The organism is Kribbella monticola, assembly GCF_003261635.1.
Lineage (GTDB): Bacteria > Actinomycetota > Actinomycetes > Propionibacteriales > Kribbellaceae > Kribbella > Kribbella monticola.
The window spans coordinates 236,295-250,727 of record NZ_QFXK01000035.1 but is presented as its reverse complement, the minus strand read 5'-3'; the positions used below and the strand labels follow the sequence as shown (position 1 = coordinate 250,727).

Annotated in this window: 9 protein-coding genes; 3 read left to right on the top strand and 6 right to left on the bottom strand. The window is 68.4% G+C overall.

The window, feature by feature from the left end; genetic code table 11:
* Positions 1–134 precede the first annotated feature (134 nt).
* Positions 135–2,276 carry an MMPL family transporter gene (locus DIZ26_RS27185; RefSeq protein ID WP_112246524.1) on the top strand — a complete coding sequence of 714 codons (2,142 nt, stop codon included), beginning with the start codon at positions 135–137 and terminating at the stop codon, positions 2,274–2,276.
* A 33-nt stretch (positions 2,277–2,309) separates the two neighbouring features.
* Here DIZ26_RS27185 and DIZ26_RS38400 read toward each other — a convergent pair whose 3' ends face one another.
* The 3 genes from DIZ26_RS38400 to DIZ26_RS27170 are packed head-to-tail and all read right to left on the bottom strand — an operon-like array spanning position 2,310 to position 7,967.
* Positions 2,310–5,282 (bottom strand): helix-turn-helix transcriptional regulator, encoded by a 2,973-nt coding sequence (locus tag DIZ26_RS38400; protein WP_157979827.1) that lies wholly within the window; start codon positions 5,280–5,282, stop codon positions 2,310–2,312.
* Between the two features lie 25 nt (positions 5,283–5,307).
* Positions 5,308–5,949 carry a response regulator transcription factor gene (locus DIZ26_RS27175; protein WP_112246520.1) on the bottom strand — a complete coding sequence of 214 codons (642 nt, stop codon included), beginning with the start codon at positions 5,947–5,949 and terminating at the stop codon, positions 5,308–5,310.
* Positions 5,946–7,967 carry a sensor histidine kinase gene (locus tag DIZ26_RS27170; protein WP_112246518.1) on the bottom strand — a complete coding sequence of 674 codons (2,022 nt, stop codon included), beginning with the start codon at positions 7,965–7,967 and terminating at the stop codon, positions 5,946–5,948. Before DIZ26_RS27170 ends, DIZ26_RS27175 begins: the two co-directional genes overlap by 4 nt.
* A 163-nt stretch (positions 7,968–8,130) precedes the next feature.
* Between DIZ26_RS27170 and DIZ26_RS27165 the strand changes: the two genes are divergently transcribed.
* Together DIZ26_RS27165 and DIZ26_RS27160 are read left to right on the top strand one after the other, a co-directional pair.
* Positions 8,131–8,829 carry a hypothetical protein gene (locus tag DIZ26_RS27165; RefSeq protein ID WP_112246516.1) on the top strand — a complete coding sequence of 233 codons (699 nt, stop codon included), beginning with the start codon at positions 8,131–8,133 and terminating at the stop codon, positions 8,827–8,829.
* A gap of 167 nt (positions 8,830–8,996) precedes the next feature.
* Positions 8,997–10,454: an Nramp family divalent metal transporter gene (locus DIZ26_RS27160; RefSeq protein WP_112246514.1), complete on the top strand. Its 1,458-nt coding sequence runs from the start codon at positions 8,997–8,999 to the stop codon at positions 10,452–10,454.
* Between the two features lie 65 nt (positions 10,455–10,519).
* Here DIZ26_RS27160 and DIZ26_RS27155 read toward each other — a convergent pair whose 3' ends face one another.
* The 3 genes from DIZ26_RS27155 to DIZ26_RS27145 form a co-directional block, all read right to left on the bottom strand.
* Positions 10,520–12,361, bottom strand: a complete 1,842-nt coding sequence (locus tag DIZ26_RS27155; RefSeq protein ID WP_112246512.1) for a hypothetical protein — start codon at positions 12,359–12,361, stop codon at positions 10,520–10,522.
* 197 nt (positions 12,362–12,558) lie between these two features.
* Positions 12,559–13,488 carry an SMP-30/gluconolactonase/LRE family protein gene (locus DIZ26_RS27150; RefSeq protein ID WP_112246510.1) on the bottom strand — a complete coding sequence of 310 codons (930 nt, stop codon included), beginning with the start codon at positions 13,486–13,488 and terminating at the stop codon, positions 12,559–12,561.
* Between the two features lie 25 nt (positions 13,489–13,513).
* Positions 13,514–14,431, bottom strand: coding sequence for an SMP-30/gluconolactonase/LRE family protein (locus DIZ26_RS27145; protein WP_112246508.1), 918 nt, complete (start codon positions 14,429–14,431; stop codon positions 13,514–13,516).
* Positions 14,432–14,433 lie beyond the last annotated feature (2 nt).

The window sequence follows — 14,433 nt, the reverse complement described above, 5'->3', positions numbered from 1 at the left end:
GGGCCGGGGTCAGCGGCAGCGGGCGCGCTGACGACGCCGGAGCGGCGGCGGAGTCTTCACAACCGGGTGACCGGTTCCCGGTGTGGTCTGTACGACTGGGTACTGTGCCGTCAACCGAGGGATAGGGGACGAGGGTGCGGAACAACCGGCGCTGGGCGTGGCGGGCGGGGATCGCGGCGGTACTGATCGGCTGGCTGCTGCTGGGCGCGATCGGCGGCCCGACGGTCGGCCGGCTGAGCGAGGTCCAGGAGAACGACAACGCGAACTTCCTGCCCAAGCAGGCGGAGTCCACGCTGGTGAACAACGAGTCGGCCAAGTTCGTCGACTCCAAGGCCCTGCCGTACTTCGTCCTGATCGAGCGCGACAGCGGCATCACCCCCGCCGACCTGGCGAAGGCGAACGCTTTCCTCGCCAAGGTGCCGTCGCTCGACCTCGGTGACGGCAAGACGATCAGTCAGTACCTGTCCGCGCCGGCCAAGATCATCATCCCGTCGGCCGACAAGAAAGCGCTGCTGATCACCCTCGAGCTGAACAGCGACCGCCTCACCGAGGTGGTCAAGTCCGGCGAGACCGCACTGTTCGCCGTCGCCGACGAGATGCGCGGCGAGATCAAACAGTCGCTCACGCCGACCGGGCTGAAGGTGTACGTGACCGGACCGGGCGGCGTGTTCGCGGACTTCGTCACCGCCTTCGGTGGGATCGACGGGATCCTGCTCGGCGTCGCGCTGGCCGTCGTGTTCGTGATCCTGCTGATCGTCTACCGCAGCCCGGTGCTGCCGATCGCCGTCCTGCTGACCGCGGTCTTCGGGCTCGCGCTCGCGGCGTCGGTGGTCTATCCACTGGCCAAGAACAACGTGATCGAGCTGAACGGCCAGAGTCAGGGCATCCTGTTCATCCTCGTGGTCGGCGCCGCCACCGACTACTCGCTGCTGCTGGTCTCGCGGTACAAGGAAGAACTGCACGACTACGAGAGCAAGTACGAAGCGATGCGCGTCGCCTGGCGGGCCTCGATCGAGCCGATCGCCGCCAGCGCGGCCACCGTGATCCTCGGCCTGCTCTGCCTGCTGTTGTCCCAGCTCGGCAGCACCAAGGGCCTCGGCCCGGTGGGGGCCATCGGCATCGCCGGCGCCCTGGTCTCTGCGATGACGTTCCTGCCCGCGATCCTGCTCGCCTTCGGCCGCCGGATCTTCTGGCCGGCCATCCCCCGCGTCGACCACGTGCATGCCAAGGACCAGGTCGGCGGCCGCAAGCTGTGGGGCCGCGTCTCCGGCCTGGTCGGCCGCAGCCCGCGCAAGGTGTGGGCTGTCTCCGCTCTCGCCCTGATCGCCTGCGGCGCCTTCCTGCCGACCTTCAAGGCGCACGGCATCTCCCAGGAGGACCTGTTCCTGAACAAGGTCGAGTCCGTCACCGGCCAGGAGGAGCTGGCCAAGCACTTCGACGCCGGCTCCGGCACGCCGGTGCAGATCCTCACCACCGAGGACCAGGCCGCCCGGGTCGTCCAGACCGCGATGAAGGTCGACGGGGTCGCGTCCGCGTCCGCCTCGACCGCACCGGGCGTCCCACCGAAGATCGTCGAAGGCAAAGTGCTCGTGCAGGCGACCCTCAAGGTCGCGGCCGACTCCCCCGAGGCGACCAAGGTGGTCAAGCACCTGCGCACCGAGCTGGACCAGGTCAGCCCGGACGTCCTGGTCGGCGGCAACACCGCGATCAACCTCGACGTGATGGACGCGAGCAACCGCGACCTCAAGGTGATCATCCCGGCCATCCTCGCGGTGATCTTCGTCGTCTTGATGCTGCTGCTGCGCTCGGTCGTCGCGGCGATCCTGCTGGTGGTCTGCAACGTGCTCTCGTTCGGCGCGACCGTGGGGATCAGCGCGCTGGTCTTCAACCACGTCTTCGACTTCCCCGGCGCCGACGCGTCGATCCCGCTCTACGCGTTCGTCTTCCTGGTTGCCCTGGGCATCGACTACTCGATCTTCCTGATGACCCGGGTCCGGGAGGAGTCGATCGAACAGGGCACCCGGCCGGGCATCCTGACCGGCCTGGCCGTCACCGGCGGCGTGATCACCTCCGCCGGGGTCGTCCTGGCGGCCACCTTCTCCGCGCTCGGCGTCGTACCGATCCTCTTCCTCGCGCAGATCGCGTTCATGGTCGGCTTCGGCGTCCTGCTCGACACCACCATCGTCCGGTCGCTGCTGGTCCCGGCTCTGTCCCACGACATCGGCCGGAACATCTGGTGGCCGAGCAAACTCGCCAAGGCCGACCAGCCCAGCTAGTCCGGGTGGTCGCACACGCGCCGGCCCGGGCGGCTAGTCCGGGCGGGTCGCGGCGAGGGCGGCCAGTTCGGTGCGATTGGCGACGTTGAGCTTGGCGTAGACGTGCGCGAGGTGGGTCTTGACGGTGCCACGGCTCATGTAGAGCCGGGCGCTGATCTCGGGGTTGCTGAGGCCTTCGACGGCCAGCGCGACCACCTCGCGTTCGGTCGGGGTGAGACTGGCCCAGCCGGTGGACGGGCGGCCGCGGGAGCCACGCGTACGGCGTACGTAGGCGACCGCTTCGTCGAGGCTCAGTTCGGCCAGGCGGGTGGTGTCGAGTGGGCGGTTGGTGTGCTCGGCCAACGCGGTCAGCGCCTTCAGGCTGTCCGGCCAGTAGAGGCGTAGGCCGTGGTCGACGCGGAGGGTCAGCGCCTCGTGGAAGAGGTCGGCCGCCTTGTCCGGGTCGGCCTCCATCGCCAGGTAGCCCTGCTGCTCCAGTGCGTCCGCCAACGGGCGCGGCAGGGTGAAACGCCGACTGAGCCGCACCGCGCGGTCGAGGACGGCCGCCGATTCCTCGGCGCGACCGGCGCCACGCAGCGCCGTCCCGAGCGCGGGAAGCATCATCGCGGGGACGTAGGTCTCGGCGATCGGCCCCTCGGTCGGGGTGTCCTGCCGTAGCCAGCCGATCGCCGACTCGAACTCACCGGCGCACAACTGCAGCTCGCCCATCGCATACCTCAGGCCGGGCACCACCGCGCCGGCCTCCGCAACCAGCCGCACGAACGGCTCGAGCAACGCCAAGCCTGCGTCGATCCGCCCGCTCCTGCCAAGCAGCATCGCCAGCTGGGCTCGCGCCATCCCGACCCGATGAAAGTCTCCGAGCGGTTCGGCGACCGCCAAGGTCTGCTCGGCGGTGGCGATCGCGGGCAGCAGTTCGCCGGTCGCCGCCTGGCTACCCGAGAGCAGGGTGAGCACGCTGGCCGCGATTCCGCGCTCGCCTCGCGCCAGCAGGCCGGCCGCGGCAAGTTCCAGCAGCGGGCGTGCCTCTTCGTGGCGATCCCACATCACCAGCAGCTGACACCGCAGCGCGAGGTTGGCGTCCCGCGCGCTGTCGTCGCCGATCGACTCGGCCAGCTGAGCGCCCTCTCCGGCGTAGTCCCAGGCCTGTTGAAGGTCGGTGAAGATCTTGCCCACAGCAACCATCACGAGGCAGCGCGCGCGGAGCCGGTCGTCGCCGAGCTCGGTGGCGAGCTCGAGTCCGCGCTCGGCGGCGTCGAACTCGAACGGGCTGGCCGTGTCGGCCACCGTCGCATACCCGTACAACAATCTTGCCTGCAGCAACGATCTGTCGTCCGGCGCGGAGCCGATCGCCCGCCGCAGGTACCCGATGCCTTCCGGTCCGGTGGCCCCGAGATTCCACAACCACGGCAGAGCCGCGGCCAATCGTCTCCCCTGTTCGGTCCCCCCGTCGTCGGCGAGCCCGTGTTCCAAGGCGGCGCGGTAGTTGTCGCGATCCGGTTCGATCACGGCACGCCAGGCGTCCCGGTTCTCGTCGAGCAGCGGCTCGGCCGCCTCGGCGACGTGCAGGAAGTAGTCCAGGTGGAGATCGCGCACCTGCTCCAGCTCACCACTCTCGGCCAGCCGCGTACCGGCGTACTCGCGGATCGTTTCCAGCAGCCGGTACCGCTCCTCCTCTGCCACCACCAGCGACTTGTCCACCAACCGCCCGAGCGTCTCCAGTACTGCGGGGTCATCGCAGACGGCCTGCGTCGCAGCCAACGTGAACCCACCCGAGAACACCGCGAGCCGCCGGAAGACCTTTCGCTCGGAATCGTCAAGCAGGTCGTAGCTCCAGTCGATCGACGCCGCCAGCGTCTGCTGCCGGGCCGCGACCCCACGCGTGTTCCGCACCAGCAGTCCGAAGCGGTCGTCCAGCCCCGCCTCGATCTGCCGCGGCGTCAATGTCCGGAGCCAGGAAGCCGCCAACTCGATCGCCAGCGGGATCCCGTCCAGCCGGCGGCAGATCGACCAGATCGCCTCGGCGTCCACCTCGTCCGCGACGAATGCATCGCCGGCCCGCTCGGCGAACAGCTCCGGCCCTTCACTGACCGTCAGCGGCGGCACCCGGCGTACGACTTCACCTGGAATGTCCAGCGGCTCCCGGCTCGTCGTCAGTACAGTGATCTCCGGACACGAGCTCTGCAGGGCGATCACGAGCTCAGCGACCGGATCGAGTAGATGCTCGCAATTGTCCAAGCAGAGCAGGAGTTTCCGCTCCCGCAACTGCCCGGCCAGCAAGCGAACATCACCGACCGGTACGCCGATGGTCGAGGCCACCAACTCGGGCAGCAACCCGCCGTCGGTCACCGCCGCGAGGTCGATCCACCACACCCCGTCGGGCCACCGTTGCGCCGATCCGGCTGCGACCTGAGCCGCCAGCCGGGTCTTGCCGGTCCCACCCGGACCGCTCAAGGTCATCAACCGGCTTGACGCCAGTTGCGTCGTGATCGCCCCCAGCTCGGCCCGGCGTCCGACGAAAGAAGTGAACATCACCGGCAGGTTGTTGGCCGTTCGCGCCAGCGAGCGAGGTGCCTCCAGTCCACCCTCCGGCAACGCGAACAACCGCTCGCCGGCGCCGAGATCCCGAAGCCGGTGGACGCCGAGATCGACCGGATCGTCAACGGCTTCGGCAGCGAGCGAGGTCAACAGGGTCTGGCCGGGATTGGCGACCTCGTTCACCTGCTCGGCATGGCGGACCGCTGCCTGCTGCGCTACGCCGGTGTGTACGGCGATCCGGAGCAGTTGCCCCGCGGGAATCGCGGCTGCCTGCTCACGCAGTACGCGAGCTGCGGCGACAGCGGCGGTGGGGTCGTCGAACAACACGACCGGCCAGGCGGCGTTGCGTAGTACGAGCCTTCGGTCCGGGAGGGCGTCGGCCAGTTCTGCCAGCCGCACGTACGCGGGTGCGGTGACCGCGCCCGCGTCCGGCGCGTAGGAAGCCACCAACGCCGTCACAGTCCCGTCCACACCCAGGAGTGTGCCAGCCGGCAGGTCAGCCCTCGCCCAGACCGGCCGTCCGGGCCCGGATGATGGCTTCGGCGCGGCCCGCGACCTGGAGCTTGGCGAAGATGTTGGTGATGTGGTTGCCGACCGTCGCGGGCGCGAGCCGGAGCCGGCTCGCGATCGCTGCGTTGCCGAGGCCGGCGGCGATCAGGTCGAGGACCTCCCGCTCGCGGGGCGTGAGTTCGGGGAACGCGGGCTGATCCGGCCGCGGCCCGGACAGGTACGACAACGCCCGTCGTGCGACCCCGGGCCCGAAGATCGCCTCGCCCGCGCTGACCGCGGCGATCGCGCGGATCACGTTGTCCGGCGCGGCTCCCTTCAGCACGTACCCGCGCGCCCCGGCCCGCATCGCCGCGAACACCGACTCGTCGTCGTCGAACATGGTCAGCATCAGCACGGCCACCTCGGGGGCGACCTTCGTGATCTCCCGGGTCGCCTCGATACCGGTCAGCTCCGGCATCTGGATGTCCATCACGAGGACGTCGGGGCGCAGCGTCACCGCGGCCCGGACCGCCTCCGCGCCGGTCGCCGCCGTACCGACCAGCTCGTAACCGTGGTGGGCCGAGAGCAACGCGCCCAGACCCTCCCGGACGATGCCGTGATCGTCCGCGACCACGATCCGCACGTTCATCGACGAGCCCCCTCCGCCAGCGGCAGTACGACGTCCACTGTGCACCCGGCCGGACCATAGCGGATCTCGCACTCCCCGCCGAGTTCGGCCGCCCGCTCCTTCATCGAGGTGAGCCCGATCCCCGGTTGCCACCCGGTCTCCGCGCTCATCCCGTTGTCGCAGACACCTAACCGCAGTACGTCCTTCTCGACGCTGAGCCGTACGGCGGCGGCCGTCGCGTTGGAATGCCGGATCACGTTGGTGAGCGCCTCGGTGGCGATCCGGTAGGTGGCCACCTCGACCGCGGCCGGTAACTCGGCCAGCGTGAGTGGAGCGTCGACGATCACGCTCAACGCGGTCCCGTCGGCGCGATGGGTCGCCATAGCGGCGTACTCGCGCAGCGCGCCGAGCAGGCCGAGCCCGTCGAGCGCCGGCGGCCGCAGCGCGTAGACGAGTCGCCGGATCTCCTCGATCGCGCCGATCGTCTGATCGCGCAGGTCCGCGAGCAGCACCGCGCTCCGCTCCGGCTCGGTCTCGATCAGGCGCCGGGCCGCATCCGCGTTCAGCACGACGGCCGTCAGCACCGGCCCCAGCCCGTCGTGCAGATCGCGCCGCATCCGCCGCCGCTCCTCCTCCCGGCCGCTGATGATCCGTTCCCTGGAGTCCCGCAACTCGTCGGCCAGCCCGCGAGCCTGTACGGCGACCGCCAACGGGGCCGCGAGCAACGTCAGCACCTGCTCGTCGGCCTGGTTCAGGCTCGACTCGCCGTACCGCAAGCCGATCACCAGCTCGCCGAGCCGGTCCTCCCCCGACCTCAGCTCGATCGCGTGCCGGGCCGCCGGCAGTTCGCCGTACGTCGCCAGCTGGTTGCCGCCGACAACGATCACCGCTGCCGGGAACCGCATCACCCGGCACAGCGCAGCCAGTACGCCGGTCAGCCCGCCGGCCGCGCCGATCTGCGCCCCGACCTCGGCGATCGCCCGGACCGGGTCCTTGCGAGCACCGTAGAAGGCCCGATGGATCAGCCGTTGGAGCCAGACCCGGACGGGATTGAACGCCAGTGCGATCACCAGCGTCGCGACCACCGAGGAGTTGAGCGACACCTCCCGGCGTACGGTCCGGTCGAGCAGCGCGATCAAGCCGATGTAGCCCGTCACGACACCGCTGGTCAGCAGGAGATACAGGACGGAGCGCGAGACGGCCAGGCGGATGTCGAGCAATTGGTACCGCAGGACGGCGATCGCGATCGCGAGCGGGATCAACAGGATCGGCAGTACGCCGAACAGCAGCGACTCGGAGCCGGAGAGGTTCTCGAGTCCGAAGCAGGCAACGATGATGAGGAGAGCGAGCAACAACCAGAGGATCTGCCGGCGGATCCGCTCCGCGCCACCGCGGTAGCGCAGTACGAGCGCCACCAACGCAGCGAAGAAGCTGATCACCAGGCCGGCGCCACCGATGGCGCCGAGCGCCTCGAATTGCCCGAGGTCCGGGCGAGCCGGGTACCCCGGGATGCCGACCTCAGCGGTGAGGCCACCGAGCGGATCCAGCACCGCGGCGGCGGTCCAGACCAGCGCGTTGACCACGAGCCCGACGACCAGCCACCGCCAGCGGCGGCTCAGCAGCCGTCCGTCCGGGAACAGCACCAGTGTCAACGGGATGAAGAACGCGAGCGCGGGACTCCAGCCGGCGTTCGTGATCGTCGCGAACACCCGCCACGCAGTGGTCGGTTCACCCAACCAGGCAAGGATGCTCAGGCCGGTGGCGGTCGAGCCGTAGAAGCAACCGCCCAGCAGCAACGACCAGCCGACCAGGTTCCGCGGGCGGTAGTACGCGATCGGCCAGCCGGCCAGCGCCAACGCCAGGCCGATGGCAGCGTTCGAGACCACGAACAGGTCAGCGAGGCGGGCCCAGCTCAAGCCGGACGCTGCCGAAGCCATCACGGTTCCGGCGACCTCGACCAGCGCGACCGCCAGCAGCACCGACGCCGCAGTACGGAGATCCCCCGTACGGCGTCTGCCGCTGCTGGCCGCCTCCCTCATCTGCTCATCATCAGCCCGGCGGCCCACGATCGCGTAGGGGCGCACCCCTAGATCATCCAGGAAGGTTTCTCACCTCCGCCCTGGGCCGCGCACCTGCCGATCAGGGGCAACGGCGGCCGACGCTGATCCGGACACATTCGCTTTCCTGCTCGAGGAGCCACCGATGTCCGACACCACCTTGACGACCAAGGCCGAAACAGCACGCGACGTCCGCGGATTCTGGCGGGTCCTGCTCGCCGTGGTCGCGCCGGTTCCGATGCTGTTCATGGGCCTGTACTACCTGCTCAGCCCGGTCGACGGGGACGCGCCGTTCGCGACCACGCTCGCCGCGGTCACCGCGGATCCGGGGCGCTTCCAGCTGATGCAGTGGCTGCAGGTGCCGTTCTTCCTGCTGATCCCGGCGATGTTCGCGGCGGCCTGGGCAGCACGGCGTACGGCGCCTCGGTTGGCCACCGCCGGCGGACTGCTCGCGGTGGGCGGGATGAGCGCCGGGTTCTTCCTGCTGCCGGGAGTGGTCGGGCCGGAGTACCTGGTCGTTCATGACGGGCTGGACGCCGCGACGATGGAGAAGTTCGCGGACGCGACGGAGAAGCAGCCGACCGAGATGATCGGCGGGCTGCTGTTCATCCTCGCCGTCACGTTCGGGCTGCTGCTGCTCGGGATCGCCTTGTGGCGCAGCCGGGTGGCTCCGGCCTGGATGGGGATCGCGCTGGCAGTCGGTGGTTTCACCCATCCCTTCATGCCCGGTCACCTCGCCGCCGGCGCCGGTCTCGTCGTCGCCGCGATCGGCTTCGCCGGAGCATCGATCGCCTTGCTCCGCAGCTCGAACGACGCCTTCGACCTACCACCACTCGCCCGCTGACCCGCCCCACTCCGCGGTCCGAGCTGGAGAGTCACTCCAGCTCGGCGCGCGCTTCGGGCCGCCTTCCGAGCCGGACCAGGTGTTCCCGCGGACACGGCTGTCGGGTCGCCGGTGTGGCGGTCGTTCGCTAGGGTCCCAACCGGGGGTCGACCGGGAGCGAGGAGCCCATGGCAGACACCAGATCAGCGGATCACCACAGCAGTCCAGCTCAGGAAAGCTTCAACCTGCCGACCAAGAACCTGCCCGCACCGCAGGTCCGGGACCTGCCCGAACCACCGAGCCAGACCTGGCGGATCGTCGGGCCGGGCATGGTCGGCGCCGGCGTCGGGCTGGCGTCCGGCGAGTTCATCCTCTGGCCGTACATCTCGTCCCAGGTGGGCCTGGTCTTCCTCTGGGGCGCCGTCGTCGGCGTCGTCGTCCAGTGGTTCCTGAACATGGAGATCGAGCGGTACACGCTGGCCACCGGCGAGACGGCCCTGACCGGGTTCAACCGGTTCGGTAAGCACTGGGGCCTGTTCTTCGCGATCATGACGTACTTCGCGAATCTCTGGCCCGGCTGGGCGACCAGCTCCGCCTCGATGCTCACCTACCTGTTCGGCGCGGGCGACCCGCGCTGGATCGCGATCGGCATCCTGCTGGTGATCGGCGCGATCCTGACGCTGGCCCCGGTCGTCTACGTGATGCTCGAGCGGCTCATCTTCGTCAAGATCGCGGCCGTCGCGCTGCTCGTCGTGCTGGCGCTGATCTTCGCGATCCGCGGTAAGACCTACAGCGCGCTCGGCGACGCTGTGACCCAGCCGCAATTCCCGGTCGACCAGCTCGGCTTCGCCTTGATGATGGGCGCGATCGCGTACGCCGGTGCCGGCGGCGGCCAGAACCTCTGCCAGAGCAACTGGATCCGGGACAAGGGCTTCGGCATGGGCGTCCATGTCCCGCGGCTCACGTCACCGGTCACCGGCGAGGAGGAAGCGGACCCGACGGCGAACGGCTACACCTTCCCGCCCGACCAGGCGAACCTGGCCCGCTGGCGGCGCTGGTGGAAGTTCGCGAACCTCGAACAGGCGATGACGTTCGTCGGGATCACCGTGGTCACCATCTTGTTCACCTCGATGCTGGCGCACGCCACCTTGTTCGGGAATCCCGCGGTGCAGAACAAGATCAGCTTCCTCAAGATCGAGGGCGTCACCCTGCAGTCCCTGGTGGGCGGCTGGTTCGGCTACCTGTTCTGGGCGATCGGCGCGTTCTCGCTGTTCGCGGCCGCGGCCGGGATCGTCGACTACACCTCCCGGCTGGCCTCGGACATGATCAAGTCGCGCTACCTGCGGACCTCGAAGGTGACCGAGTCCAAGCTCTACTTCTGGCTGGTCTGGGGACTCGTTGCCTTCGGCATCCTGGTCCTGCTGGCCGGGCTGACCCAGCCGCTGGTACTGCTGGTGATCTCGGCGTGCACCGCGGGCACGATGATGTTCGTGTACTCCGGCCTGCTGTGGTGGATGAACTCGCGCGCGCTGCCCCGGTCGATCCGGATCACCCCGCTGCGCGCCGGCGTGATGCTGTTCGGCTTCCTCGCCTTCGGCGCACTGGCCGTCTTCACGATCATCGACCAGGTCAAGAGCAACTTCTGATCCCGGCAAGAGCGGAGCGGTGGTGGGCCCGTCCGCCCGCCACCGCTCTGCCGTCCTTCACCAGGTCACGGTGCTCTGAACGCCACCTGGTTGTTGACCGCGTCGAAGGCGTCCTTGGCCAGTACCTGGGTCGCCTTGACCTGTCCGTACCAAACCGTGCCGCCGACGTTCGACTGACTCGCGGCGAACGTCAGCATCTGCTGCACCGTCAGGGCAGCCGATCCGCCGAATGCGGCACTCGTGTTCTCGTAGCTGCCCGCGCAACTGGCCGCCCCGCCCGATCCGTCGATCATCCTGCAGATCTTCGTCAGGTCGATCTTGACCGCACCGATCGGAGCGGGTGCCTTGATCTGGTTGCCACCCAGCGCCGGGTTGCTGAAGTAGACGTCGAGCGCTGTCGCCAGCATCTGCGGCTTCAGCATCGCGTTGCAGGTGCTACCCGAGCAGTTGGCGGCCTTGATCACGTTGGTGACGTAGGTGCCGACTGCGGCGCAGGTGGCCGTCGAGCTGAGATCCTGGAACGGCGCGTACTGGCGCAACCAGGTGCCGGAGTTGCAGACCGTCCCCGTCTTCGCCCCGCCGGTGATGATGCCCTGGCCGTTCTTGTTCTGCCAGAAGCCGATCGTCAGCGCACCAGTCTTGGCCGGCCCGCAGACCGTGACCTGAGCACTGGCCGACCCCGTCGTCCCGGTCGTGTTGGTGGTGAAGGTCGCGGTGTTGTCGTAGGCAACGCAGTCGTACGCCGGTACGGCGATGACCCTGCTGTAGTTGAAGGTCGTCGGGTTCGCGGCACCGACACACACCGTACCGAGCGCGCCGGCGTAGGTGTCGGTGACATTCACGCAGTTGTCGATCAGGGTCTGCGTGAAGCCGATGTCACTGAAGACGAAGTCGGCGTTGCCGGCCGCCAGCGCGCCGTCGGGACTCACCGCCTGCTCCGGCCAGGTGGCCGTCGCGGTGTTGTCGAGCTGGCCTTGCGGAGTCGCGGAAAGGTCGCAGCTGTAGGCGTAGTAGTTGTCGCCTGAGGCAACGGTCAGGTTCGCGGCCGCGCCTGCGTTGACAGTGCAGACTGTCCCGTCGGACAGGACGTCGGTCACTCCGACCCCGCTGACTGATCCGGCGTTGGGGTTGAAGACATCGATCGTGCCGGTCACGTGCACGTTGCTGTTGACTCCGGCGCCATGGCCGACAGTGACCGTGTAGTTGAAGGTCGCGGACCCACCGATCTGCTCGACCCTGGTGTTGTCGACGTTCTTGCCGATCGTCCAGCCGTACGTCGTGTCGTAGGAACCGGCGGCGTCCTTGGTGACGATGAGGTCGCTGGCGGTGGTCGCACCCGCCTGCACCTTGAACGCGTCGTACTTGCAGTCGCTCGGCAACACTGGGCCAGAGCCCTTGCAGACGGCAAGGATGTAGACGCCACCGGGGTTCGAGGTGTCGTCGTACGGGAACAGCTGGACCTTGTTGTCGAAGAAGCCGTGGCTTCCGGCGTACGAGATGATGCCGTTGGTGATGCTGAAGGTCCGGTTGGTGGCGGTGTCACCACCGGGCTCGTCGGAGAGATTCGCCGTACCGCCGTCGTTGGGATCGAGTTGTCCACCCGGTACCAGGACCGCGAAGAAGTAGGTTCCGTCGCCGAGGGCGGCCGCGTTCGGCAGGCCGCTCAGCCAGACGTCTTCCTTGCTGCTGTAGAGATTGCAGTTGACGGCGTCGGGCGGTCCGTTGAGACAGGCGCCGTTGCCCGAAGGCGCGGTCACGTTGGTCGTGCTGGAGATCGCGTGCGTGACCGAGGCCGGAGCGGCGGTCGACGCGTTGGCGCCGGCCAGGAACGGCACCGCCACCAAGGCGCCGATCACGGCGACCCGGCTGATGGCCCGCAGGAACGCAGGCAGAACTGGATGAGGCATGACGGAATTTCCCCCGTGGAAATGGCTAACTCCGTCGCTGACCACTGTGCGTAACTCAGTCGACGGTCAGTTCGACTGTGCGCTGCGTAACCGCCCCTGTCAAGAGCCGTTGCCATCCCTTGTCCACAAGGGATCCCAGCGCATGATCGAAGAGATCGAACCAGCGACCGTGCGGACACACACAGTGACCGACTACGTCACGTAGCGGTGGCGTCGTACGGCTCGGGTCCGCCGTTGACCGTGGTGAAGAGGGAGTACAGGGAGGTGGTGGCGGTGAGGAAGAGACGGTTGCGCTTGGCGCCGCCGAAGCACAGGTTGGCGACGGTCTCGGGGACCAGGAGTTTGCCGAGCAGGCTGCCGTCGGGGTGATAGACGTGCACCCCGTCCGCCGCCGCTCCCCAGATCCGGCCCTGGTTGTCGAGCCGGATGCCGTCGAAAGCGCCGTTCCCGCACTCGGCGAACAGCTCACCGCCGGACAGGGTGTCGCCGTTCACGGTGAAGACGCGGATCGTCGCCTCCTCGGTGTCGGTGACGTAGAGCAGGCTGCCGTCGTTGGAGAAGGCCAGCCCGTTCGGCCGGTTGAAGTCGTCGGCGACGACCGTCAGCACGCCGTCCGGTGAGATTCGGTAGACATGGCAACCATCTGTCTCGATCTCACCGGCGAATCCCTCGTAGTCGCTGTCGATCCCGTACGCCGGGTCGGTGAACCAGATCGATCCGTCCGCCCGGGCGACCACGTCGTTCGGGCTGTTCAGCCGGTGACCGTCGTGACTGTCGGCCAGCACCCGGATCGAACCGTCGTGCTCGGTCCGGGTCACCCGGCGGCCGCCGTGCTCACAGCTGACCAGCCGGCCTTCGGCATCGAGCGTGTGCCCGTTGGTGTTGCCGGCCGGGTGCCGGTACTCCGAGACCTGGTACGACGTCTCGTCCCAGCGCAAGATCCGGTCGCTCGGGATGTCGCTGAACAGCACGTAGCGCCCCGCCGGTGAGTACACAGGCCCTTCGAGCCAGCGCCCGCCGGTCCACAGCCGCTCGAGCCGGCTGTCACCCCGGATCCCGGCGAACCGGTCGTCCAGCTTCTCCCAGACCGCGGGAACACTTCCGGCCAACGGCTCGAGCAAGGTCATCCGCTACTCCCAAGGACCGACGTTGTCACCGGTGATCGTACGGCGGTGGGGCCCCGTCCGTCGCGAGCAGCCACGAGTACACCGACGTCGTCGCGGTGACGAACAGCCGATTCCGCTTCGGTCCGCCGAAGCACAGGTTCGACACCACGTCCGGAAACAGCACCTTGCCGAGCAGCGTCCCGTCTGGATCGAAGCAGTGCACGCCGTCGTGGGCCGCCGCCCAGATCCGGCCCTTCGCGTCCAGCCGGATCCCGTCGAACATCCCGGCCTCGCACGGCGCGAACACCTCGCCGCCGGTCAACTGCTCGTCCTTTACGTCGAACGTCCGGATGTGCCGCTCGGGTGTATCGACGACGTACAACCGGGACTCGTCCAGCGAGAAGGCCAGCCCGTTCGGCCGGACGAAGTCGTCGGCGACCACGCTCAACTGGCCGTCCGGCGAGATCCGGTAGACGTGGCAACCATCGATCTCCTGCTCCGCCGCGTGACCCTCGTAGTTGGAGGTGATCCCGTACGGCGGGTCGGTGAACCAGATCGAGCCGTCCCGCTTCACCACCACGTCGTTCGGGCTGTTCAACCGCCGGCCGTCCAAATGCGAGGCGAGCACGGTGATCGACCCGTCGAACTCGGTCCTGGTGACCCGGCGATTACCTTGCTCACAACTGATCAGCCGGCCCTGTCTGTCCAGCGTGTGGCCGTTGCTGTAGCCGGCCGGCTGACGGAAGACGGTCACATTGCCGGACACCTCGTCCCAGCGCAGCACCCGGTCGTTCGGGATGTCGCTGAACAACAAACAGCGCCAGGCCGGCGAGTAGACGGGCCCTTCGAGCCAGCGGCCGCCGCCGTACAGGCGTTCCAGGTACTCGTCGCCGCGGGCCACCTCGCCGAACCGCTCGTCGAGTTGTTCGAACTGAACCTTCATTCGTTCTGCTAGAGTCGTCATTC

Coding starts and splice junctions, on each gene's coding strand:
- DIZ26_RS27175 (WP_112246520.1), bottom strand. CDS start 5,949: ATGAACGTGCGGATCGTGGTCGCGGACGATCACGGCATCGTCCGGGAG.
- DIZ26_RS27170 (WP_112246518.1), bottom strand. CDS start 7,967: ATGAGGGAGGCGGCCAGCAGCGGCAGACGCCGTACGGGGGATCTCCGT.
- DIZ26_RS27165 (WP_112246516.1), top strand. CDS start 8,131: ATGTCCGACACCACCTTGACGACCAAGGCCGAAACAGCACGCGACGTC.
- DIZ26_RS27160 (WP_112246514.1), top strand. CDS start 8,997: ATGGCAGACACCAGATCAGCGGATCACCACAGCAGTCCAGCTCAGGAA.
- DIZ26_RS27155 (WP_112246512.1), bottom strand. CDS start 12,361: ATGCCTCATCCAGTTCTGCCTGCGTTCCTGCGGGCCATCAGCCGGGTC.
- DIZ26_RS27150 (WP_112246510.1), bottom strand. CDS start 13,488: ATGACCTTGCTCGAGCCGTTGGCCGGAAGTGTTCCCGCGGTCTGGGAG.
- DIZ26_RS27145 (WP_112246508.1), bottom strand. CDS start 14,431: ATGACGACTCTAGCAGAACGAATGAAGGTTCAGTTCGAACAACTCGAC.